Here is a 21,525-nt window from a genome sequence, read left to right on the forward strand (position 1 = left end):
CCCAGGGGAGCGGCGCGAGCTCCCCGGCCCGTCCGATCCAGCGTCTATCAGTCCTCAGGATGACCTCGACGAGCCCCGGATGCTAATCTGGTCTCTGGTGCTCCAACTGGCGCAGGTCTCCCTCTGCGTAGTTGCTCCTCGCACTAAAGACCCAGGTCAGACTGCATTTGTTAGCCAGGGAACAGCCTTAGCACCAAAGGTTCCGAAAGCATCGGAACTCGGTCGAGTTCCGGTTTAACGTCTAGCGTTATTGACGGTCCGCGTTATATGCTGGCCTGGTGATCAGATCGTTTGGCAGCAAGGACACCGAACGGCTGTGGCGTCGTGAACGCGTGCGCTCGATCGATCCGAGGATCCATCGGGTGGCGCTGCGCAAGCTTCGTCAGGTGGGGTCCGCGGGGTTGCTCGATGACCTCCGCGTCCCACCCGGTAACCGGCTCGAGGCGCTGAAGGGCGATCGGGCCGGGCAGCACAGCATCAGGATCAACGACCAGTGGCGGATCTGCTTCGTGTGGACCGACGCAGGACCGGAGGAGGTGGAGATCGTTGACTACCATTGACAAGATCGATCCGATCCACCCCGGAGAGGTCCTCATGGAGGACTTCATCGAGGGGTTCGGCATCACGCAGAACAAGCTCGCCGTGTCGATCGGCGTCCCGCCGCGCCGGATCAACGAGATCGTGCACGGCAAGCGGGGGATCACGGCGGACACCGCCCTGCGCCTCGCGAAGTACTTCGGCACCTCGGCGGAGTTCTGGATCAATCTGCAGAGCCACTATGAGCTCGACCGCGCGGAGGATCTAGCGGGGGAGCAGATCGCCTCGATCACGCCGCTGAACGTCGCATGACCTCTGGGGTGACCGGCTCGGAGAGTTCTCGTCTGATCATCATCCGCGGGAACTCGGGCAGTGGGAAGTCGCATTTGGCGCAGGCGATCCGAGTTGCGCGACCGCGCGGCGTGGCGATCATCGGCCATGATGTGCTTCGGCGAGAGATCCTCCATGTTCGCGACCATCCGGGCGCGTTGAGCGTGCCGTACATCGATCTGTCGGCGCGGTTCGCGCTCGACAACGGCCTCGACGTCGTGATCGAAGGCATCCTGCATTCCGAGAGCTATGGCGAGATGCTCGCTCAGCTGCGAAAAGATCATGCTGGTCTGACTCGCTGCTACTGCTATGAACTCGACCTTGACGAGACGCTCGAACGGCATCGAACGAAGGCATTGGCCGCGGAGGTGTCGGAGGCCGATGTCGCGTCCTGGTACCGCAGTGCAGACCGGGTCGCTGCCCTGGATGAGTCAGTATTCGATGCCACGGTGAGCGCCGCCGACGCTCTGCAGCAGGTCCTCGCGGACGTGGGGTGGAGCAAGGCGCTCGATATCGGTTCATGAATGACACTTGTGATGCTGGCCGACGGCAGACCGAAAGGTCCTGAAGCGCATCAAAACGCTCTTGTCGAGCTTCCGGGCCGCATTGCCGTCGACGTTATAAGGCGTTTACGACTGAAGGTAGAGGTGTGCCTCCACTTGCTCGTCGTCGACCGTGATGAAGTGTGACTCGAGTCCAGCTCTGGCGGCCAGCTGCTGGAACTCGTGGGGGTCGTACCAGTGGATGATCCACTCGCGGTCCGTGACAATCGACTCCGCGTCGGTGATGAGTTCAAAGCGAATGGTCGTCGTGCGGGTGCGACTGGCTGTGTCGTAGTCCTCCTGGATCACGGTGGAGCGTGCGATCGCCTCCCCGGCTCGGGCTGATTGCATCACGCCGATCTGACGCGTGGGCGTTGGCGGCGGAATCCACAGTGGCACGAGAGCGGCCCCTTCGGATTCCAAGTGATCTGCAATGGCGCGCAGGGCTCGGAGTGCTGTGGCGTCATCGGGAAGCAGGTTGAAGGTCGGCCCGGCCAGGTAGATGCTGGCGAATCTCCGATCCAGCTTCAGCTCCTCCATCCGTTGATGGTGGACAGCGGCGTCGGCCCCCTCTGCGGCGAGGCGCTCACGTCCGCGTCTCACCATGTCTGCAGACGAGTCCACTCCCTCGAGGTCCAGGCCCATAGCCGCCAGCTCATAGAACGGGCCATCGTCCCCGCACCCCAGTTCGAGCGCGGGGCTGCCGTGTCCCTGGATGAACGTGCGGTAGCGTTCGGCGCTGAAGTGGGTGCTCCGCAAGACGTTGAAGACCGTCGGGACTATTCCAGTGTAGAACTCCGCTGGATCCATCGCCTCATGGTATTAGCTGCACTTTTGTCGACAAGGTCGTTTATCGACTGGGATCCCAGATTCCGTTCAGCCCTCGCAACGGCACTCGCCGTCCCCGCAGGATTGGTCTGACTGCGAGGCGGAGCGCTCCCGCGGTTTCGAAGGCCCGGGAGCGCGAAGCTTCTCCAGGGACTGAACCTCCGGGTGGTCTAACGGGCCAACGCCATGCGGATCGGCGTGCTGCCGCGGCCGTACTCGATGGTCTTGCGAACCGTCGACGCAATGTCCAGAGCGTCGACGATCGTCTGAGCGACGTCGCTGCGGGAGATGTTGCGCTCACCGTTCGGCCCCGGCCCCCGACGGTCGCCGCCGAACTCTTCGATCGGCCCCAACCCGATGGTGCCTACGGGCTCGTCGTCGGTGAGGAAGCCGGGACCGAGGACCGTCCACTCGAGGCCTGAGCTCCGCAGGTGGGCATCCGCCTCGGTCTTCGCCTGGACGTAGGGGTAGAAGCCGTGGTCCTGGGGAAACCCGTGGTCGGGGGACGAACCCTGGTACGACACCATGATGTATCGCGTGACACTCGCGCGTTCCGCCGCGTCCATCGAGCGGATCGCGGCGTCGCGATCGACGGCGAAGGTGAACTCACGTCCGGCCCCGCCCGCACCGGCGGACCACACGACCGCGTCATGTTCGCTGATGACTTCGGCCAGTTGGGCAGTCGTCGCCTCCTGCAGGTCCAGCACCAGCGGCGCTGCGCCGGTCGCTTCGATCGCGGCAACCTGATCCGCGGAGCGGATCGTAGCTGTCACCGCATACCCCGAGTCGACGAGCTTTCGGTTGGTGAGCAGGGCGACTTTGCCGTGGCCGCCGAAAACGATGATCTTGTGCATGAAGTCCAACTTTCTTGAGGCCTGAGGGAATCAGAGCGCGTACGCGTACTGGTCGATGAATCGGGGACTGGTGCCCAGTTCCAGAGCAGCGTCGTTCGCCCAGGAGGGGTTGCGCAGCAGTGGACGCCCGAGGAAGATCGCATCGGCCTTCTCATGAGCGATGAGTCCATTCGCCTGCTCGGGAGTGCTGATGCGACCCACTGCCGCGGTGAGAACGCCGCTCTCGGCCCGGACCGCGGCCGCATTGCGGGTCTGGTAGTCCTCGGCATGTGGGATCGGGACGACGTCGATACCGCCTGAGGAGCAATCGATGAGGTCGACTCCCCGTTGCGCCGCCCGCCTGGCGAGTTCCACTGTCTGGGGGAGTGTCCAGGCTTCGCGGAAGTCGCCGACGTTCTCCTCGACCCAGTCGGTGGTCGAGACGCGCAGGAAGACCGGTTTATCGACGGGCCACACCGCGCGGACCGCGTCGATCACCTCGAGTACGATGCGGGCGCGGTTTTCCGGTGATCCCCCGTACTCGTCAGTCCGCTCGTTCGCGATGGGGGAGAGGAAGGAATGCAACAGGTAGCCGTGAGCTGCGTGGATCTCAATGACGTCGAACCCGGCGGCTTCCGCTCGCTTGGTCGCTTCCGCGAAAGCCTGGACGACCTCTGCGATTTCAGTGCGCGTGAGCTCATGCGGGACTGGGGACCCGGGGAACGCCGTTGCTGACGGGGACACAGGCAACCAGCTGTAGTCCTCTTCGCCTTCCGGGCTTTCTGCGTCTGCGGAGCCGAAGCGGGCCCAGGGCCGATGGCCGGATGCTTTGCGGCCCGCGTGCGCGAGCTGGATTCCCGGGACCGCGCCCCCGTCCCGAATGCCCTGCGCGATCCGGGCGAAGCCGCCGATCTGACCGTCCGCCCAGATGCCGAGGTCATAGGGGGAGATACGGCCTTCGGGGGTGATGCCGGTCGCCTCCACCATCACCAAGCCGAGGCCGCCGGCTGCCCGCGCCGTGTAGTGGGCGTAATGAAAGTCGTTCGGCTTGCCGGCCTCGCCGGACTGCGGGTCCGCTGTGTACGTGCACATCGGCGACATCCAGACACGATTGGGAATCTCCACCCCACGGATCTGGATCGGGTCGAACAGGGTTGTCACAGTCGGATCTCCACTCGCTACTTGTACGGAGGTTCTCGTACAACGATGGTGAGCGTACTACAAGGTACGATGAAGGTGGTACTTCGCGGCGAGCGGTAGCATCGCCTGACCATCGAAAGGATCACGTGGCTCGAGAGCTCTACCACCCCGACATCGCGACGGTTCCCCTGGACGCGGTCCTGGCCGCCTTGTCTGACCCGATCCGACGGGAGATCGTCACGCAGCTCTCCCGTGGGCACGATGATCAGGCGTGCATCGCCTTCGAGCTGCCGGTCTCGAAGTCCACGTCCACTCATCACTTCCGGGTTCTGCGGGAAGCAGGCCTGATCAATCAGCGCTATGTGGGTACCGCGATTCTGAACAACCTGCGGTGCGATGACATGGATGTCCGGTTCCCAGGTCTTCTCGACGCCGTGATCGAAGCTGAATGCCGCGACCGGACGGATGGGGTGCCTGCCTCCTCCTGACGCGGCCGTCTGACACGCGCGTGCACGAGGTCAGCGGGCTTTCAGCGGGTTCCGGTTGAATGTGTGGATCCGCGTACGCCGGGTTCGCATCTGGGCGGGGAGAAGGGGGATCTCCATGTGCGACAGACCTGTTGTCCCCTCGTTCAAGCCGTCTGAGGAGTGGCACGAAGACTGGCCCTACGGCGAGTCGACATCGGTTCAGGTCTTGGCGTCGATCAGCGGTGCTGCCGCAGGTTGTGCGGTGGCGAACTTCCTGAGGCCCCTCACTCTCAACCCGGACGCGGATGTTCCCGCGGACGTCGACCTCTACTACCAGGGTGGATTCACCGCTGAGTCCATGCCTCCGTCTGACGGTGGACCATGGCGGATCATCCTGGCGTCGGCGGGCCAGGATGGATTCGACTCCTTGATCGGCGCGGCGGATGACCTCACCGACGCGCTGCGTGCGACGCCCGGCGAAGTCCGACTCACCTGGCAGGAGCTGGCTGCCACCAGTGTGGACTCGCCTGCGCAGTCGCCGCGGAGAGCTCGGCCGCCGCACGGTACCGGGGGCTGAGGCTATTCGCTGAACTACTAGGATGGCTGGTTGGAGTACCGGCCGGATCCGTCCGGCCCTGACGAAGGAGAAATCAGCGATGAGCTTTTCCGTCTATCTTTCCGGCGAGATCCACACCGACTGGCGCGACGAGATCCAGCGTGGCGCGGAGGCCGCAGGGCTGGACGTGGTTTTCACCGCGCCGGTGACCGACCACCCCGCGAGCGATGCCGCAGGCGACCACCTGGGCGAGAACAGCAGCCAGTTCTGGCGCGACCACCAGTCGTCCAAGGTCAATGCCATTCGTACGCGCACCCTGATCGAGAAGAGCGACCTGGTGGTGGTGCGCTTCGGTGACAAGTACAAGCAGTGGAACGCTGCCTTCGACGCCGGCTACTGCGCCGCGCTCGGCACGCCCTACATCACTCTGCACGACGAGGACATCGTCCACCCGCTCAAGGAAGTCGACGCCGAAGCCCAGGCATGGTGCACGACTACTGACCAGGTGGTGGAGACGCTGCGCTACGTGCTCAAGGCATGAGCCCGCGGTAACGCACAGCAATGTCGACTCGGGATCGCGATGACGTCGTGAGTGGCGAGGCTTCGAGGCTTGCCGCGGACCACCTCGGCGAGGGGAATAGACGCAGGTCCGACGCTCCGCGATCGGGACCGGGAGGCGCTGGGCGCAGCGAGCCGGCCCGCACGATCACGATCGACAGTGAGCATGCAGGCCGACGGTTGGACAAGTTCCTGCGCTCCCGTCTCAAAGGAGTGCCGGCCGGTCTGGTGTTCCGGCTGCTGCGCCAGGGGCGGCTGCGTGTCAACGGGCGCAAGGCGCAGCAGAACTACCGCCTTCACGAAGGCGACGTCATCGACGTCCCGGAACTGCGGGTCGACTCCGCGCCTGCGCCACCAGCGAAGGTCCCGCCTTCGCTGATCGCACAGGTGCGAGGTGCAGTGCTCCACGAGGACGGGGACCTCCTGATCGTCGACAAGCCAGCGGGTGTGGCGGTCCACAAGGGCACGGACGTGCCTGCTGGGGTGATCGAAGCGCTCCGACAGCTCCGGCCGGAACTGCCGGAGCTGGAGCTCACCCATCGACTCGACCGCGAAACGTCCGGTGTGCTCGCCCTGGCGAAGAGCCCCTCGATGCTGCGGTACCTCCACACCCTGCTGCGGGACAGGGAAGACGAGATCGAGCGTCACTACCTGGCCATCGTCGCCGGACGATGGCCGTCGGAGACGCAAATCGTGGACGCGCCATTGCGTCGCGCGGAAAACGGTGTCGTCGTCGACCCGGACGGTCAGAGGGCCGAGACCCACGTCTCTGTGAAGAGACGCATCGGAAACAGAGCCACCCTCCTGAACGTCCGACTGCTGACGGGTCGGAAGCACCAGATCAGAGTCCACCTGCAGCATGCAGGTCATCCCATCGCCGGCGACGTCCGCTACGGGAACGCCGGCTTCAACCACCGCGTGGAACGAGCCGGTGGCACAGGGCTCTATCTGCATGCCGCCAAGCTCGTCGTCCCCAAGCCCGACGGCACGGATCTCGTAGTCACCGCGCCGACGCCGCGCCGGTGGGGCCAGCTGCTCAAAGCGGGACTGTGACCGTCTCCGTGCGCGTGGCAACCTGCGGTGCCACGTCGACGACCGCACCTCTCCTGAGGGTTGTTGGCCCGCCCTCCTTGATCCCCACCTGAAGAGGAAGACATGACACGCCCCAGAATCATCTGCCACATGCACACGCTGCTGAACGGGAAGATCGACGGTATCGCCAACCCCACGTCCGTCGGGATGCGCTCCCAGAAGCTGTATTTCGATCTGTTCCTGGGCGAAGACCGGTACTACAAGAAACACCGCGGGTGGCTGAGCGGCAGCGGGACGAGCAGGGCCCTCATGGGTGGAACGCCCCCGACCGACCTCCCCGAGTCGCACGAACCCGTTCCGGCCGGTGACTTCATCGCCGATCCCGATGCCCAGGTGTACTACTTCGCGGTCGACAATTCCGGGACCCTCGCCTGGGACCGGAACTCCTTCACCTACTTCGATGTCGAAGCCCACATCGTCGAACTGATCCCAGCCACGGCGAGCGATGCCTTCAAGGCTCACCTGAGGTCTGTCGGGGTGTCGTACATCCTTGCGGGCGAGGGACGGTTGGACATGGCACAGGCGGTCAGTCGGATCGGCGAGGTCTTCGACGTGGACGAGCTGATCCTCGGAGGCGGCGGAAACCTGAATTGGTCGATGGTCCGTGACGGACTCTGCGACGAGATCAGCCTCGTCCTCATGCCGACGGCAGACGGGGAGAACCACACGAACTCGCTGTTCGAGGCGAATGAGAATTATTCCGCCCCTGTCCCGATCGGGTTCTCGCTGAAGAACGTCGAGCCGCTCGAGGACGGCAGTGTCTGGTTGCGGTACGACGTCGATGGGCCTGTCGACTGAGGTATGGGTGGTCGGTCGACTGAGACATGGGAGCCGATGAGCTGAGGCCTTTGGGTCGAGGTCGGACGAGCCGGCCGGTTGCTCATACCCGCATCCGGTGGGGTGCTGACGTGCTTACTGCGCCCCGTGCGAGTCGGTGGCGCTTGTGTCCGCGACGTCAGAACGCGCAGCTCCCTCGGCCAACTGCACAGGCTGGAGAAGCATATGCGTCTGCGCGGTGGTCAGTGCCGGAACCGGCAGGTCGGAGGACGCGTTGCCCGCGCGGAGTCCGTCGAGCGCTATCCACAGGTACCGGCGATACAGCTGCGCGGTGTCCTCACGGTCGTCGAGTCGGGGTCCATCCTGCGCCACGATCGCGACGGAGCTGAACGCGATCTGGAGGAAGATCAGGTCCGTGCCGGTCGCGTCGCCTCGGAGCACTCCGGCATCACGCGCCCGTTCGGCCACCTGGTTGACCAGCGGTGCCAGCCGATCCCGCGTTTCGTCGTGCGTGTGTGCACGGCCGTACCGTCCGGCGAAGATCTGCGCCATGCCCCGGTCCTTCGCCTGGAGGGCGAGGGAGCGTTCGAGGTACAGCACCAGCCCCTTCCACGGGTCCGGTTCGGCGAGTGCCGCGTGGAGGATCTGCTCCATCTCCTCGTCCTGGCGCTCCAGGATCGCATCGATGAGCTCACCCTTGTTCGCGAACCGCCGGTAGGCGGTGCCGACGCCGACGCCGGCGTGATGGGCGACGTCGTTGAGCGTGATTCCCAGACCATGACGGGCGAACAGGTCTCGTCCGGCTGCCAGGAGGCGCTCGCGGTTGGCGGCGGCATCCTTGCGCAGCTTCTGCTCGTTCGTGCTCGTGGAGGTCATGGACCCCAGCCTACCGGAAGCGGATTCTGGACATCCGGATGCGTGGTAGCCTGAATATGTGGATGTACCCCATCCGTTTACGCGCCAATCCGTCGAGAGGATCCATCCATGACGACGACACAGCCTCACTTCACCCTCAACAGTGGTGTCGAGTTGCCACACGTCGGATTCGGTGTCTTCCAGACACCGCAGGACGAGACCGCTGACGCCGTGCAGACGGCGTTCGAAGTCGGCTACCGGCACATCGACACCGCGGCCGTCTATGGCAACGAGGAAGGGGTCGGCGACGCGCTCAGACGTTCAGAGCTCGCTCGCTCCGACGTCTTCCTCGAGACCAAGATCTGGGTCGTCGACTACGGGTACGAGCAGACACTCCACGCGTTCGACAAGAGCGCGGCGAAGCTCGGCGTCGACCAGATCGACCTCCTGATCCTCCATCAGGCCGACCCGCAGGCGTTCGACAGGACGATCCAGGCGTACAAGGCCCTCGAGGCACTGCTGGCCGACGGCAGGGTCCGTGCGATCGGCGTGAGCAACTTCCTGCCGGTGCGGCTGGAGCGGCTGATGCATGAGACGGACATCGTTCCGGCGGTCAACCAGATCGAAGTGCACCCCTACACCCAGCAGCGTGAACTGCAGGCATTCAACCGTGAGCACGGCATCCTCACGCAGGCGTGGTCGCCCATCGGCGGTCTGCGCACGTACAACGGCGGAGACACGCCCCTCGCCAACGACACCCTCGTCGCCATCGCGCAGGCGCACGGAAAGACGCCTGCGCAGGTCATGCTGCGCTGGCATCTTCAGGAAGGCCGGCAGGTGATCCCGAAGTCCGTCCGGCCGGCCCGGATCGCGGAGAACTTCGACGTCTTCGACTTCGAACTCTCGCCTGAGGAGATCGCGCGCATCGACGAGCTGGAACAGGGCATGACGATGGTCCCGGACGACGTCGACTTCGATGCACTGGGCATCGAGATCCCCGAGTCGTGACCACCGAGTTCCCCGAGGCGTGACCACCGAGTTTCCCGAGGCGTGACACCGGCCCGCGGGAGAATCCCGCGGGGGAGCGCAGCGCGTGCAGGACCGCCGTGGGTATTCAGCCTCGCTCCTTCTCGACGGCTAGGCGTCAGCACACCGCTGAGGGGCACGGGGTACTGTCGAGGGGAGCTCGCCCCGTCGCAGGACGAGGCGAGTTCGCTGTGGTGCGGATGCCTGGGCCCGACAGGGGCTCACCGCTCATGAGAAGGATGTGACGACGGGTGACTTCCGCTTCGACGGCAGACACACTGCCTGCGTGCCCCGAATGCCGCGAGGAATACACGTACGAGCAGGGCGCCCTGCTCGTCTGCCCCATGTGCGGGCACGAATGGACCGCAGGTGAGGCCGACGATGCCGCCGCATCCGCCCAGGTGACCGACGCTGTGGGCAACGTGCTGGCAGACGGCGACACGGTCACGATCGTCAAGAGTCTCAAGGTCAAGGGATCCGGCAGCGGCACACTGAAGATCGGCACGAAGGTGCGCGGCATCAGGCTGACCGGCGACGCCGGCGATGGTCACGACATCGACGCGACGGTCCCGGGGTTCGGCCGGATGAAGCTGAAGTCCAGCATCGTGAAGAAGGTCCTCTGACCTGAGGACCGACCACATCGTGTGTTTCGAGGAGGACACCCCATGGAACTGAGCATGGACAAGGGCAACCAGTTCGTCGAGGAGACCCAGTCTCCGGACAGCGCCGCGGCGTGGAAGCAGCAGCTGGACGAGTATGCTCCCGGCGCATCCGACTGGGTGGTGGGTGCGGTCTTCGGCGGCACCTACCAGCGTGAGGGGATCGAGCTGCGCGACCGCCAGATGCTCAACATGGCGGCACTGGCGGCGATGGGTGGAACCGAACCGCAGCTGACCGGCCACATCAGGACGGCGGTCGACGTCGCCGGGATGAGCCGGGAAGAGGTCGCGGAGTGCTTCGTCCACCTGATGCCGTACATCGGAGTGCCGAAGACACTCGCTGCGATGCGCTGCATGAAGACCGCTTTCGAAGGCTGATCGCGGGTCCTATTCGTGGGTTGCCTCCGCCGTGCGCAGGAGCCAGTCCCGGACCTCGGGCCACAGGGTGTCGTGCAGGCCGCGGCGAAAGAACCCGGCGTGGCCGATCGCCGGGACACCGCCCTGCTGAGGCGTGTAGGTGCGGCGTTCGACCCGCGCCGATGTGAGGGGGTCGAAGATCGCGTCGACCTGTGCCGGTGTGGCCCACGGGTCGTCGGTGAAGCCGATCGCCAGCACGTCCGTGGAGACCGCCGCGGCGCGTGCCCCCGCGTCCATGGTCGGGTCGTCGAAGAAGTAGCCCGGGAGGCGTGACCAGCGGCTCCATTCGAGCATCGCCGCACCGGGCATGTCCTCCCCGATGCCGAGGCGCCGGCCCGGTACGTAGCCGAGCAGCCGGGCCGTGGCCGGTCCGATGACGCGCAGGATCGCGCCGACCCGCAGCCGTTCGCCCCTGGTCGGGATCGTCTTCGTCACCCCCGCGTGCGAGGCGACGGTGACGAATCCTGCGAGCCCCGCGGTGCCGTTGTCGAGGGCGAGGGCGTGCCCGCCGATGCTGTGGCCCACCGCCAGCTGCGGGAGCCCGGGGAACCGTTCGCGCGTCCACGTGGCGACTGCGGGGACGTCCGCGCTCATCCAGTCCCGCATCCTCAGTCCGCGATGCGCGCGCGCCGCTCCCGAGGCCCCGGTTCCGCGATAGTCGTACGTCACCACCGCGAACCCGCCATCCACGAGGTGTTCGGCGAAGTGCGTGTAGAGGCGTTCCGGGACGGCGGTCGCCGGGTGGACGACCACCGCGGCGCGGGGCGGGTCCTCGGGAGGGCTCCACACGGTTCCGACGATCGTGCCGCCTTCCGCAACCGGGATCGAGACCCGCTCGCGGACAGCGGACTTCACACCATTGCTTCGCATGCGAAGAGTGTAGGGGCTGGGTGCGTGTGGCCCGGGCGGCGGTCGACCCGAGCAGGAGGGCAGACGGTCGTCCCTGGCAGGAGGGCCTACGGACGATCCTGGCAGGAGACTTCGCGGTCGTCCCTGGCAGGAGGGCTCGTCATCCGCCAGGATGGGGTGCGGACAGTTCAGGACCACCACGGGGGAGGGGACCGGTGTGATGCTCGGAGCAGTGATCTGGGGTGCTGTCGCAGCCTCTTCCCTGCTGTGCGGTGCCCTCCTGTCGATGGTCCGCACCTGGAGCGACAGGTCGATCGGGATCGTCCTGGGATTCGGTGCGGGAGCACTCATCGCAAGCGTCTCCTTCGAACTCGCGGAGGACGGGTTCCACGGCGGGGGAGCGCTGCCCGTCGCGATCGGGCTGGCGTGCGGGGCGATCGCCTACTTCGTGGCGAGTGAGTTCGTCGAACGGTCGAGTGCGCGCTCCGGCCGGACGACCGCGGGGACCACGCTGGCGCTGGGAGCGCTGCTGGACGGGATCCCCGAACAGGCGGTCCTCGGACTGGGGCTGGGAGCAGGGGAGTCCGTGAGTATCGCCCTGCTCGTCGCGGTGTTCGTGTCGAACCTGCCGGAGTCGGCCGGGTCGTCGGCGGAGATGCTCCAGGCGGGTCGTCCGCGCTCCTTCGTGCTGGGCCTGTGGTCGGTGGTGACCGTCGTCTGCATCGCGGCCACGTGGGCAGGCGCGGCGGTGTCCACTGCCGTGAGCACGGAGCTCACGGCAGGGATCAAGGGGTTCGCGGCGGGGGCTCTGCTCGTCATGCTCGTCGATTCGATGATCCCCGATGCCAAGGCGAAGGCGCGCGACCTGGCGGGCCTTGCGACCGTCGTCGGGTTCGCGCTCGCTGCGGGGATGTCTCTGCTGGCCTGACCTCTGCTGGCCTGACCTTCCCGACCCTCGCTGCCCGGCCCTCCCGGCCAGACCCTGTTGGCCTGATCCTGCCTTGGAGTCGTAGTATCTGCGGTCGTGCCCGTTCGAGAGCGGGCGGCCGATCATCCGCATCCAGATCCCGGAGGAAACCGATGTCCCTGTCCCACCGTGTCACTGCCGTCTGCGCCACGGCCATGCTCGTCCTGGGCGCGAGTGCGTGCACCGGGCAGGAGTCGCCGCCGGACGAGGCAGGGGCGTCGACCGCCTCGCCCGCCACGGACGACGCGGAATCGGTGCCGTCCGATTCCGCGCCGGTGCCTGAGGCCAGCATCGAGCCGGACGAGGACACCAGTGCCATGGAGGTCGATGTGGTCGGAGACGAGGGCATCTTGGCTCTCCAGTACTCCGGCGCGATCGCTGACGGGGCGGCAGGGCCGTCCGGCGGCAAGCTCATCACCGGGCCGGGCGGCTGCTTCGCGCTCACCGACGATGACAGGCCTCGTCTGCTGGTCTTCCCCGACGACGCCACGTTCGAGCTGCAGCACGGCAAGCCGTCAGCCACCTTCGGCGGTGCGGAGCTTTTCGTCGGCCAGAGGTTCACGGCGGACCTCACGGAGGTGCCCCAGTCGTCCGTCACGGGGATCCCGGAGCGCTGCAGCAAGGGTGCGGGCGACACGGTCCTCGTCATCGAGTGACCATCGGCCGCCGCCCGAGCGGCCGGGTCACCTGTTCAGCGCCTCGATGACTTCGGGCAGCTCTGTGGCCCCGTGAGCGGCGAGGAAATGTCGTGCTCCCGCGACCACGCGGGTCCGTGCCCCGAGGCCTTCAGCGAATGCGTCCGACAGGTGCGGCGCCACCAGGGGGTCGTCGTCGGAGCGGATCACTGTCACCTCGCCCAGGAGCGGCCGCACCCGGGCGAGGTCGACACCGTCGAGGAACGGGGCCAGACCGGTCGACGCGAACTCGTCGAGCCCTTGGTCACCCGTGTGGGTGAGCGGATCGGAGAACGGGGAGACGGCCACGAACGCGCCCAGTGCGGAAACTCTGTGTCCACGGTCATTCGCACCCGTGATCCCAGAAGTGCTCGTGTGCTCGAACGCGAGCCTCTGCACTGTCCGCACAGCCGTGACGCAGCCGAGGCTGTGGGCGACGACCGCGACCTCGGGCCCCGGAGCACCGATCGCCCGGGTGACGGAGTCGACCCACGCCTCGGCGTCGGGGGAGGCGGAATCAGGCAGGGCGACGACCTCGGCGCCAGGGACCGCCTCCGCGATCCACGGGAACCAGTGGTGCTGCGGGGAGGCGCGGAAGCCGTGCACGACGACGACCCGCTCGAACGGTGTGGTGTGAGGCGAGAGTCTCATGCGGGGAAGGATACGCGGATGCGGAGCTGATGGTCTGGGAGTTGCGGACCTGCAGGTCTGGGCGGTGGGGGAGCGGGCTCAGGGGTGGATCGCGCGCTCGTCGCTGCTGCGGCCGGCGACCAGGTGGCCCACATCGGACAGGCGCAGGGGAGCGAAGTGACCGGTGGTGGTCGCGGAGACCACCCGGGCGGTGACGCAGATGTGGTCCCCGCCGTCGTCCAGCATCGCAAGCCGCTGCACGACCAGCCGGTGCGGGACCGCGGCGAGCAGCGGCACGGCGGCCAGGAGGGACGCGGGCTCGGGCCCGGCGGCGGTGCCGGTGTCGGATGAGGGGCCGGTGCCGGGCTCGTTGTCGATGCTGGGCTCGGTGCCGACGTCGGGGACGGTATCGACGTCGATCCCGGAGAACTTGTCCGTGTCGCCGCCGGAGACCGTCCCGAAGTGCTCGGCCACGGAGACATCGTCGCGGGTGAGGAAATGGAGGCCGAAGTGCGCGGACCGCAGGCTCACCCGGTAGGTGTGGTTGGCCTTCGACAGCCAGAAGCAGTACTGCTCCGAGGAGATGCTCGACTGCGTGTGGAAGCCCACCAGGCAGCCGGCCTGCTCACCCTCCGCCGCCGTGGTCACGACGATGAGCGGGGAATCTGTCGACGACATAAGCGTGCCGAAGGCGTCCGCGCTCATGCTGTTCCGTCCTCCGTGCGTGCTGCGCCGCCCACGGTGCGTGCCGCTTCGTAGCGGAGGAACAGTGTGTGGTCCTCCACCAGCGTGCTCTTCAGCTCGAACTGTGCGATGCCCGCCCCGGGCGGTGCAACGCTGACCGGCAGGAGGTCCCCGCCCATCAGCGGGGAGACGGACAGCAGCAGCTCGTCGAGGCGGTCGGCCGCGACGAGCTCGCCCAGCCACCGGGGGCCGCCCTCGCAGAGCACGACCCGGTGGCCCCGGTCCGCCAGTGCCTGCATCGCGGCCTCCGGTTCGACGCTGCTATGACCGGCGACGATCACCGTCGCGGCCCGTTCCGCCTCTGCCAGGCGGTCGGGGTCCGCCGTCGCGCAGGTGAGGACATGCGTGCGGGCGTCCGGCGACGCCTCCGTGAAGACCCTCCCCGACCAGTCGAGGTCCAGGCTCCTGCTCACGACGACGACCGGCGGATTCGAGGACCGCCCCTGCGCGCGGCGGTGCGCCTGCACGTCGTCGGGCAGCTGTATCGGCGCATAGCCTTCGCGGCGGATCGTCTCCGCGCCCACCAGCACGACGTCCGCGATCTGGCGCATGCGGCGGAAGAGCACCTGGTCCGGTGCGGTGGACAGGGCACCGACCCGCCCGTTGATCGCGGCTGTGCCGTCCAGACCGGCGACCATGTGGCCCGTCACCCAGCATTCGTGTCGGGGCCGGGACCTGTCGACCGCGAGGTAGGGGGTCAACGGGTCCGGAATGTCAGTGGTGCGCTCGAGAAGCTCCATGCGTTCACGGTACTGACTGCCGCCGCGTTCCGATACCTCTCCGGACAGCAAGGCGCCTTACTGTGTGGGGGGCGGAGTGCGGTCTAGCCTTCCGGCACAGCTTCGCTCATCGCGCTGATCTGGAAGGTCGCCCCTTCGGGATCGGCGACGGTGGCGATCCGTCCGAACGGGGAGTCGACCGGCCCGTCGAGCAGGCGACCGCCCAGTTCGGCCACCTTCTGCGTGGCGGCATCGCACGACTCGACACCCAGGTAGATGCGCCACCCGGCAGCTTCCTCCGGCATGACCCCGGTGGCGTCGCCCAGACCCCAACTGGCGGTCCCGTCCGGGCTGTTGGTGGCATAGCGGAAGCTCTCGTCGTCCATCGATTCGGACATCGACACGAGGTTCGCGTCGAAGACGGCGGTGTAGAACTCCGCAGCGAGGTCGAACTCGTGGGTCATGAGTTCGAACCACACGGGAGAGCCGGGCTGACCCGTGAAGTCGTATCCGTCCAGGTCCTGCGGCTCCCACAGGCTGATCGCTGATCCGGTCGGATCGATGATCATCGCCATCCGTCCGGATTCGCCGATCTGCTCCGCCGGCATCGCGATGATCGCCCCCTGCTGCTCCGCTTTCGCCAGTCGTGCGTCGAGGTCGTCGACGGTGAGGTAGACGCTCCATTCGGAGGGGATCGGCCGGCCCAGGGGGCAGGTCATGCCGGTGACGTCCATCGCGCCGCCCACCAGCCCGTCACCGTTGTGGATGAGGTTGTAGTTGTTCACCTCGTCTCCCAGCTGCTCGAACGTCCACCCGAAGAGTCCGGTGTAGAAGTCCTTCGCCGCCGCGAGATCGTGTGCGCTGAAGTCGATCCATGCGCTGGTCCCGGTGGTCCTCGTCATGATTCCTCCTGTGTCTGGCGGGCACGCGGCCCGGCTGGTCCTTCCACGCTAGAAGGCGGAGGGTGCTCCGTCTTTGTCCGATACTGCGGAGTGTGATCCTGCCGGACCGTCGCCGAGGCCCCGGTCTCCGTCCGCAGAATCCGTGTCACCGGCTGCAGAGACTGGGCAGAGCTGTGAGGAGAGGCATGGGTCGTCTCGCCGCTGACGTGTCGAACGAGAGTGTGACGACCTGTGATCGGGTGACTGGCGCGGGATGGACGGCGACGGTCGGTTCCACGGGTGCGAGCTGATCAAACGCATCGGCATGGGTGGGGACGGCGAATCCCAGCAGGTAGGGCGCGCCTGCGCACAGGGGGAGGTCGACGGCCTGTGTCCCGGAGATCAGGATGCCGGACAAGGGCAGGCCGATCGGTGCCGGGCGCGGGAACCAGCCCACCCAGATGTGAGGATCGCCGCGAGGGCTGACGTCCGCCGGGAGGTCGAAGACCACTCGGACGCTGCCGGCGCCCGGTGTGAGCAGGCTGAAAGGTCGCGGGGGTCTGTCGCTGATCTGGTCGGCGAGTCGACGCAGCCGCGCGGGTGGCACTCCGACGGTCGCGCGGAAGCGCCTGCTGAAGCTGGAGAGTGAGTCGAACCCGACGGCGGAAGCGACGTCGATGACTGATTCGGTCTGTGTGAGGAGCAGGTGCTTGGCGCGGTCGATCCGCAGTGCCGTGAGGTACTGGCCGGGGCCGATCCCCACGTGGCGTGCGAAGAGTCGGGAGAAGTGGAAAGGACTGTACCCGGCGTGATCCGCGAGGTCGGACGCACTCAGCTCCGCAGGGCGTTCGCGTGCGAGCGCAACGGCTGAGGACACGAGAGTCTCCGTCGCAGATTCTGTGAGCGGCGCCACATGTCAGAGTGTACTCGGGCCCGCCACCGCCCTACCAGGGTGCAGGCCACCGGCTTTCCACGGTGCAGGCCACCGGTTTTGCACGGCGCAGGTCGAGCGGACCCGCTCCGTGGTCGTGTCAGAGCTGCGTGCGCCCGCCTCCGAACGCCTGCTCGAGCGGGATGCTGTCGTCCTGCCACGGGGTCAGCACCCACACGAGCAGGTACACGCCGAGTCCCATGACGGGAAGCAGGAACGACAGGAGGATCAGGAGGCGGACCAGCCACACGTTGAGACCGAGCTTCACGGCGAGGCTGCCGCCGATCCCGGCGACGAGCCGCTGCGGTCCTCGGCGGAATCCGAGGTTGCGGAGGGAATCGAAGAATGCGTTCATGACCTCAACGGTATGCAGACGCGACCGGTATCGCACTGGTGCTGACCCAGACATCCGACGGAGGAAAACCCCCTATCCCGTGACCGGGTGCGGGTGGCCCACGTCCCGTCCCTGGAAGCTCAGAATGCTCGGGTTGATGATGACGCCGTCGCGGATCTCGATCGCGCGGGACACCGTGGGGACCTCCGCCCACGCGGCGGGCCCTTCCATCACCGTGCGCAGGAACGGCAGGAGCGCGGCGCTGATCTCCCACGTGGCCGAATTCCACAGGTACGACGGGCTGTGGTCGACGGCGTAGTAGTTGACACCTTCCCCCACCGTGAACATCGGTGCGTCGAAGGAGGTGGGCTGCGCCCATTCGAAGCCCATCCCCGCATCGCAGGACACGTCGATGATGAGGCTGCCCGCACGGAAGTGCTCGAGGTCCTCGGATCGCAGATAGGTGAGCGGCGCGGAGACGTCCTGCAGCGTGCAGTTGACGACGAGGTCGTGTGAGGCGAGGAACTCCGGCAGCAGGATGTCGCCGTCGCGGGTGGGGACGGTGCTGAGATGGGTCGGGCCGTCGTCGGTGTTGAGCTGGGTGATGTGCGCCGTGTGGATCGGCGACCCGACGGCGGCGACCCCGCGCTGGGTGAGCACCTGGATGTCGTGGACACCGTGGGCCTTCAGCGCGGTCACCGCACCGCGAGCCGTCGCCCCGAACCCGATGACGACGGCGCTGAGGCGCGGTCCATAGTCGCCGGTGCACCCCACGAGGCTCAGTGCGTGCTGGACGGAGCAGTAGCCGGCGAGCTCGTTGTTCTTGTGGAACACGTGCAGGCTGAAGTCGCCGCGCCTGGTCCAGTGGTTCATCGCCTCGAACGCGATGAGCGTGAGCCGGCTGTCGATGGCGGTCTGGGTGATCTGCGCGTCCTGGACGCAGTGCGGCCAGCCCCACAGGGTCCGGCCCGCGGGGATCGCTGCGACGTCGGCGGCCTGTGGCTTGGGCAGAAGCAGGACGTCAGCGGCTGCGAGGACCTCGTCGCGGTCGGCGACCCTGCCCACACGCGCTTCGAGGTATCCGGGCTCCAGCTGGAAGTCAGCGCCGTAATCGCGTTCGACGACCATGTGCGCACGCAGGTCCGCATCGATCTGATCCAGGTGGTGGGGGTGGAGCGCCAGGCGACGCTCGTTCTCCATCGAGGAGTCCGCCAGCAGGCCGAGGGTGAGCAGGTCGGTGCGGGGCGGGCTGGAGGACGGGACACCGCTGGACGGTGAGCTGGGGACTACGGTGAAAGGTTGAGCGGTGCCGGGCATCCGGCCTCCCATCATGGGGGAGCCTGAGTCGGCTCCTCCCTCGAGACTACGCGTCCCCGCCTGGCCCGGAGACCACACGCAGACGGAGACCGCACAGACAGAGACCGCGCAGACCGGCTGAGCACTGCTCGTCTCGTCGCACGGCTCCCTGCGCCGCACCGGGAGCCGCGTCTGTACGATGGTGGGCAGTGCGGCCGCACCACGAGTGCTGTGGCCGCCGACACTGCGGGAGCCCGGAAGGGCTGAGAGGGCTGTGGAAGCCGACCGTCGAACCTGATGCGGGTAATGCCGCCGAAGGGAAGGGAAACAGATCATGGGGTCGCCACATGCGTCCGTCGACTGCGTCGTCGTGGGCGCCGGGGTCATCGGCCTGTCGACGGCGTGGGAGCTTCACCGGCACGGTCTGCGCGTCGCCGTCGTCGACCCGGATCCGGGCGGCGGTGCCTCGCGTGCGGCAGCCGGGATGATCGCACCGGCCAGCGAGGTCGTCTACCAGCAGCACGCCCTGTACCCGCTGATGACGGCCTCGGCCGCGGAGTATCCCGCCTTCGTCGGGGACATCGAGGCCGCCGCCGAGGTCGACGTCGCCTACCGCAGCACCGACACCCTGGTCTGTGCCGCCACGCCCGCCGACCGGCAGGCGCTCGCGGATCTTCGGGCCTACCAGCGGCAGCAGCGGATGGACGTCGAGCAGCTCACGACACGGGCGGCCCGCGCCCTGGAACCGGCGCTGTCCCCGCGGCTGGCCGCAGCGTTCCGTGCGGCAGGCGACCACCAGGTCGACCCGCGGCGGCTCGTGGCGGGTCTGCTGGCCGCGCTGGAATCGGGGGAGCGCCGGAACGACTCCACAGTCGTGCGGCAGCGGGCGGTCGCCCTGCTGCGCGGCGCGGACGGGCACGTCCAGGGTGTCCGGTTGGCCGACGGCTCCCGGATCATGGCTGCCGAGACTGTCGTCGCGAACGGGTTGGGCGGGCCGGAAGAGCTGCTGGGATCCCTGCGCCTGCCGCTGCGCCCCGTCCACGGGGACATCCTGCGGATGCGCGCGCCCGCGGGCACACCGCCTCTGATCGAAAGGACCATCCGCGGTCTGGTCCACGGATTCGCCGTCTACCTGGTGCCGCGTGCGGACGGGGAGATCGTCGTCGGCGCCACAACCCGTGAGGACGGCATGGCCGGGGTGAGCGCGGGCGGCGTGTTCCGCCTGCTGCGTGACGCGCAGGCGCTGGTCCCCGGCTCGCAGGACCTCGTCCTCGAAGAGGTGATGGCGCGCGCCCGGCCGGCGACTCCCGACGACCTGCCGTTCCTGGGCCGAGGCCGCAGCGAGAACGGCGAGGAGATCCCCGGGCTCATCGTCTCGACCGGCTACTTCCGTCACGGCGTCCTGCTCGCCCCGCTCGCCGCCCGGCTCACCGCCGAGCTGGTGATCGGTAGTCGGACAGCCGGGGGACCCGTGGAGGGGGCCCTGGAAACCGGGGACCGGCTCGCCGGTACACCTGTGGTGGAAGCCCCGGTGACCGGCGGCCCAGCCGCCGGGAGGCCTCCGGACAGCGACCCCGATGCCACCGCACTGGCCGCCATCGATCCCCACCGCTTCGCCGCGCCCCGCTGAGGCAGAACCAGCAGTCGCTGGCAGCGAATCATGACGCGCTGGAAGCGAACCACTCGACCTATGACGACGAACCACCACTCACCGATAGGGAGGAGACACCGTGCACACGCTCACGCTCAACGGCGCGGCCCATGACGTCGCACCCGGCTCTCGACTCATCGACCTCATCGCGGAGGTCACCACACGTTCCCTCAACACGGACGGCACGCCGGAGGACGGCGGACGGCTGGGGGTCGCAGTGGCGGTCGACGCGACCGTGGTGCCGCGCAGCCAGTGGCATGCCACGGAGCTCACCGACGGACAGAACGTCGAGATCATCACTGCGATGCAAGGAGGCTGAATGCACCCCGCACCCACCCCCACGCCCACCCGGCCGGCGTCCGATCCGATCACGATCGACGGCGTCACCCTCGGCTCCCGCCTCATCATGGGGACCGGTGGGATCAGCTCGCTCACCGTTCTCGAAGAGGCACTGCTCGCATCCGGGACGGACCTCACGACCGTCGCGATGCGGCGGTACTCGCCGGAGATGGGCAATTCGCTCTTCACCCTGCTGGAGCGCAACGACATCCGCATCCTGCCCAACACCGCCGGCTGCTACACGGCCCGCGACGCGCTGCTCACCGCGGAGCTGGGCCGCGAAGCGCTCGAGACGGACTGGGTGAAGCTCGAGGTCATCGCCGACGAGCAGACTCTCCTGCCGGACGCGGTCGAACTCGTCGACGCGACGGAGACCCTCGCGAACAAGGGGTTCAAGGTCTTCGCCTACACGTCCGACGACCCGGTCGTCGCCGCTCGCCTCGAGGACGTGGGCGCGACGGCGGTCATGCCGCTGGGCGCGCCGATCGGCACCGGCCTGGGCATTCTCAACCCGCACAACATCGAGCTCATCACCTCCCGGGCACAGGTCCCGGTGGTGCTCGATGCGGGACTGGGGACGGCCTCGGAGGCGGCGCTCGCGATGGAGCTGGGATGCGACGCGGTGCTCCTGGCCAGCGCCGTCACCCGCGCGCAGGACCCCGTCGCGATGGCGCACGCGATGCGCCTGGCCGTGCAGGCGGGCCGCCTGGCAGCCGGAGCCGGCCGCATCCCGGTGCGCCGGCACGCGCTCGCCTCCTCGCCCGTGGACGGCCTCATCGACGCAGTCACCCAGCAGGAGGCCGCCGAGGTGCCCCGCGGCGACTGGCCGCAGATGAGCCGGTCGTGACGGGCCGAAGGAGCACGACCGGTCGGACGGCTGCGCCGGATCCGTC

General features: G+C 67.5%; 28 protein-coding genes and 1 riboswitch. Of the genes, 16 read left to right on the forward strand and 12 right to left on the reverse strand.

The window, feature by feature from the left end:
- Window positions 1-278 precede the first annotated feature (278 nt).
- Genes JFC09_RS14315 through JFC09_RS14325 form a run of 3 tightly spaced genes read left to right on the forward strand, consistent with a single transcriptional unit; the run spans window position 279 to window position 1,391 of the window.
- Window positions 279-560 (forward strand): type II toxin-antitoxin system RelE/ParE family toxin, encoded by a 282-nt coding sequence (locus JFC09_RS14315; RefSeq protein WP_198394710.1) that lies wholly within the window; start codon window positions 279-281, stop codon window positions 558-560.
- On the forward strand, window positions 547-849 hold the full coding sequence (locus tag JFC09_RS14320) for a HigA family addiction module antitoxin (RefSeq protein WP_198394711.1): 303 nt from the start codon (window positions 547-549) through the stop codon (window positions 847-849). The genes JFC09_RS14315 and JFC09_RS14320 overlap by 14 nt, the downstream gene beginning before the upstream one ends.
- Before the next feature lie 8 nt (window positions 850-857).
- Window positions 858-1,391 (forward strand): kinase, encoded by a 534-nt coding sequence (locus JFC09_RS14325; protein WP_198394712.1) that lies wholly within the window; start codon window positions 858-860, stop codon window positions 1,389-1,391.
- 105 nt (window positions 1,392-1,496) lie between these two features.
- Here JFC09_RS14325 and JFC09_RS14330 read toward each other — a convergent pair whose 3' ends face one another.
- From JFC09_RS14330 to JFC09_RS14340, 3 genes are all read right to left on the reverse strand, one after another.
- Window positions 1,497-2,219 (reverse strand): class I SAM-dependent methyltransferase, encoded by a 723-nt coding sequence (locus JFC09_RS14330; protein WP_198394713.1) that lies wholly within the window; start codon window positions 2,217-2,219, stop codon window positions 1,497-1,499.
- 188 nt (window positions 2,220-2,407) lie between these two features.
- Window positions 2,408-3,091: an SDR family oxidoreductase gene (locus tag JFC09_RS14335; RefSeq protein WP_198394714.1), complete on the reverse strand. Its 684-nt coding sequence runs from the start codon at window positions 3,089-3,091 to the stop codon at window positions 2,408-2,410.
- A gap of 30 nt (window positions 3,092-3,121) precedes the next feature.
- Window positions 3,122-4,231 carry an NADH:flavin oxidoreductase/NADH oxidase gene (locus JFC09_RS14340; RefSeq protein ID WP_198394715.1) on the reverse strand — a complete coding sequence of 370 codons (1,110 nt, stop codon included), beginning with the start codon at window positions 4,229-4,231 and terminating at the stop codon, window positions 3,122-3,124.
- A gap of 125 nt (window positions 4,232-4,356) precedes the next feature.
- Here JFC09_RS14340 and JFC09_RS14345 point away from each other — a divergent pair, with 125 nt between their 5' ends.
- The 5 genes from JFC09_RS14345 (at window position 4,357) to JFC09_RS14365 (ending at window position 7,681) form a co-directional block, all read left to right on the forward strand.
- Complete coding sequence (locus JFC09_RS14345; protein WP_198394716.1) at window positions 4,357-4,698, forward strand: ArsR/SmtB family transcription factor; 342 nt, start codon at window positions 4,357-4,359, stop codon at window positions 4,696-4,698.
- A 241-nt stretch (window positions 4,699-4,939) separates the two neighbouring features.
- Entirely contained in the window at window positions 4,940-5,254 is a 315-nt protein-coding gene (locus tag JFC09_RS14350; RefSeq protein ID WP_232483626.1) for a hypothetical protein, read from the forward strand.
- Between the two features lie 79 nt (window positions 5,255-5,333).
- On the forward strand, window positions 5,334-5,774 hold the full coding sequence (locus JFC09_RS14355; RefSeq protein ID WP_198394718.1) for a YtoQ family protein: 441 nt from the start codon (window positions 5,334-5,336) through the stop codon (window positions 5,772-5,774).
- 170 nt (window positions 5,775-5,944) lie between these two features.
- Window positions 5,945-6,844, forward strand: a complete 900-nt coding sequence (locus JFC09_RS14360; RefSeq protein ID WP_408610976.1) for an RluA family pseudouridine synthase — start codon at window positions 5,945-5,947, stop codon at window positions 6,842-6,844.
- 102 nt (window positions 6,845-6,946) lie between these two features.
- The gene (locus tag JFC09_RS14365) at window positions 6,947-7,681 is read left to right on the forward strand and encodes a dihydrofolate reductase family protein (protein ID WP_198394720.1); all 735 of its coding nucleotides are present in this window, start codon (window positions 6,947-6,949) and stop codon (window positions 7,679-7,681) included.
- Between the two features lie 114 nt (window positions 7,682-7,795).
- Here JFC09_RS14365 and JFC09_RS14370 read toward each other — a convergent pair whose 3' ends face one another.
- Window positions 7,796-8,536, reverse strand: a complete 741-nt coding sequence (locus tag JFC09_RS14370) for a TetR/AcrR family transcriptional regulator (protein ID WP_198394721.1) — start codon at window positions 8,534-8,536, stop codon at window positions 7,796-7,798.
- A 108-nt stretch (window positions 8,537-8,644) separates the two neighbouring features.
- On the opposite strand from JFC09_RS14370, the gene JFC09_RS14375 reads away from it, so the two are divergent.
- From JFC09_RS14375 to JFC09_RS14385, 3 genes are all read left to right on the forward strand, one after another.
- Complete coding sequence (locus JFC09_RS14375; protein WP_198394722.1) at window positions 8,645-9,523, forward strand: aldo/keto reductase; 879 nt, start codon at window positions 8,645-8,647, stop codon at window positions 9,521-9,523.
- A gap of 269 nt (window positions 9,524-9,792) precedes the next feature.
- Complete coding sequence (locus tag JFC09_RS14380) at window positions 9,793-10,164, forward strand: zinc ribbon domain-containing protein YjdM (RefSeq protein ID WP_198394723.1); 372 nt, start codon at window positions 9,793-9,795, stop codon at window positions 10,162-10,164.
- A gap of 42 nt (window positions 10,165-10,206) precedes the next feature.
- Window positions 10,207-10,578 carry a carboxymuconolactone decarboxylase family protein gene (locus tag JFC09_RS14385; protein WP_198394724.1) on the forward strand — a complete coding sequence of 124 codons (372 nt, stop codon included), beginning with the start codon at window positions 10,207-10,209 and terminating at the stop codon, window positions 10,576-10,578.
- A gap of 9 nt (window positions 10,579-10,587) precedes the next feature.
- Here the strand turns inward: JFC09_RS14385 and JFC09_RS14390 are convergent, their stop codons facing one another.
- Window positions 10,588-11,487 carry an alpha/beta hydrolase family protein gene (locus tag JFC09_RS14390; protein ID WP_198394725.1) on the reverse strand — a complete coding sequence of 300 codons (900 nt, stop codon included), beginning with the start codon at window positions 11,485-11,487 and terminating at the stop codon, window positions 10,588-10,590.
- A gap of 199 nt (window positions 11,488-11,686) precedes the next feature.
- Here JFC09_RS14390 and JFC09_RS14395 point away from each other — a divergent pair, with 199 nt between their 5' ends.
- Window positions 11,687-12,394 carry a ZIP family metal transporter gene (locus JFC09_RS14395; RefSeq protein ID WP_198394726.1) on the forward strand — a complete coding sequence of 236 codons (708 nt, stop codon included), beginning with the start codon at window positions 11,687-11,689 and terminating at the stop codon, window positions 12,392-12,394.
- A gap of 152 nt (window positions 12,395-12,546) precedes the next feature.
- On the forward strand, window positions 12,547-13,089 hold the full coding sequence (locus JFC09_RS14400) for a hypothetical protein (RefSeq protein WP_198394727.1): 543 nt from the start codon (window positions 12,547-12,549) through the stop codon (window positions 13,087-13,089).
- Between the two features lie 27 nt (window positions 13,090-13,116).
- On the opposite strand, the gene JFC09_RS14405 is transcribed toward JFC09_RS14400, so the two are convergent.
- The 7 genes from JFC09_RS14405 to JFC09_RS14435 form a co-directional block, all read right to left on the reverse strand.
- Entirely contained in the window at window positions 13,117-13,758 is a 642-nt protein-coding gene (locus JFC09_RS14405) for an RBBP9/YdeN family alpha/beta hydrolase (RefSeq protein ID WP_198394728.1), read from the reverse strand.
- A gap of 78 nt (window positions 13,759-13,836) precedes the next feature.
- Window positions 13,837-14,442: a flavin reductase family protein gene (locus tag JFC09_RS14410; RefSeq protein ID WP_198394729.1), complete on the reverse strand. Its 606-nt coding sequence runs from the start codon at window positions 14,440-14,442 to the stop codon at window positions 13,837-13,839.
- Window positions 14,439-15,221, reverse strand: coding sequence for a dihydrofolate reductase family protein (locus tag JFC09_RS14415; RefSeq protein ID WP_198394730.1), 783 nt, complete (start codon window positions 15,219-15,221; stop codon window positions 14,439-14,441). Before JFC09_RS14415 ends, JFC09_RS14410 begins: the two co-directional genes overlap by 4 nt.
- Before the next feature lie 83 nt (window positions 15,222-15,304).
- A complete protein-coding gene (locus JFC09_RS14420; RefSeq protein WP_198394731.1) occupies window positions 15,305-16,102 on the reverse strand; it encodes a VOC family protein in 798 nt (265 codons plus the stop codon).
- Between the two features lie 145 nt (window positions 16,103-16,247).
- The gene (locus tag JFC09_RS14425; RefSeq protein ID WP_198394732.1) at window positions 16,248-16,994 is read right to left on the reverse strand and encodes a helix-turn-helix transcriptional regulator; all 747 of its coding nucleotides are present in this window, start codon (window positions 16,992-16,994) and stop codon (window positions 16,248-16,250) included.
- 118 nt (window positions 16,995-17,112) lie between these two features.
- Window positions 17,113-17,367: a PspC domain-containing protein gene (locus tag JFC09_RS14430; protein WP_198394733.1), complete on the reverse strand. Its 255-nt coding sequence runs from the start codon at window positions 17,365-17,367 to the stop codon at window positions 17,113-17,115.
- A gap of 72 nt (window positions 17,368-17,439) precedes the next feature.
- Entirely contained in the window at window positions 17,440-18,663 is a 1,224-nt protein-coding gene (locus JFC09_RS14435; RefSeq protein WP_198394734.1) for a N(5)-(carboxyethyl)ornithine synthase, read from the reverse strand.
- Window positions 18,664-18,878: 215 nt separating this feature from the next.
- Window positions 18,879-18,980: riboswitch (TPP riboswitch) on the forward strand.
- Here JFC09_RS14435 and thiO point away from each other — a divergent pair.
- The 3 genes from thiO (at window position 18,977) to JFC09_RS14450 (ending at window position 21,479) form a co-directional block, all read left to right on the forward strand.
- Complete coding sequence (gene thiO, locus JFC09_RS14440; RefSeq protein ID WP_198394735.1) at window positions 18,977-20,272, forward strand: glycine oxidase ThiO; 1,296 nt, start codon at window positions 18,977-18,979, stop codon at window positions 20,270-20,272. (Overlaps the previous riboswitch by 4 nt.)
- 100 nt (window positions 20,273-20,372) lie before the next feature.
- The gene (gene thiS, locus JFC09_RS14445) at window positions 20,373-20,612 is read left to right on the forward strand and encodes a sulfur carrier protein ThiS (RefSeq protein WP_198394736.1); all 240 of its coding nucleotides are present in this window, start codon (window positions 20,373-20,375) and stop codon (window positions 20,610-20,612) included.
- Window positions 20,613-21,479 (forward strand): thiazole synthase, encoded by an 867-nt coding sequence (locus tag JFC09_RS14450; RefSeq protein ID WP_198394737.1) that lies wholly within the window; start codon window positions 20,613-20,615, stop codon window positions 21,477-21,479. It abuts the gene before it with no gap.
- Window positions 21,480-21,525: the final 46 nt, after the last annotated feature.

Origin of the sequence: Brevibacterium yomogidense (assembly GCF_016107685.1) — a bacterium.
Classification (GTDB): domain Bacteria; phylum Actinomycetota; class Actinomycetes; order Actinomycetales; family Brevibacteriaceae; genus Brevibacterium; species Brevibacterium yomogidense.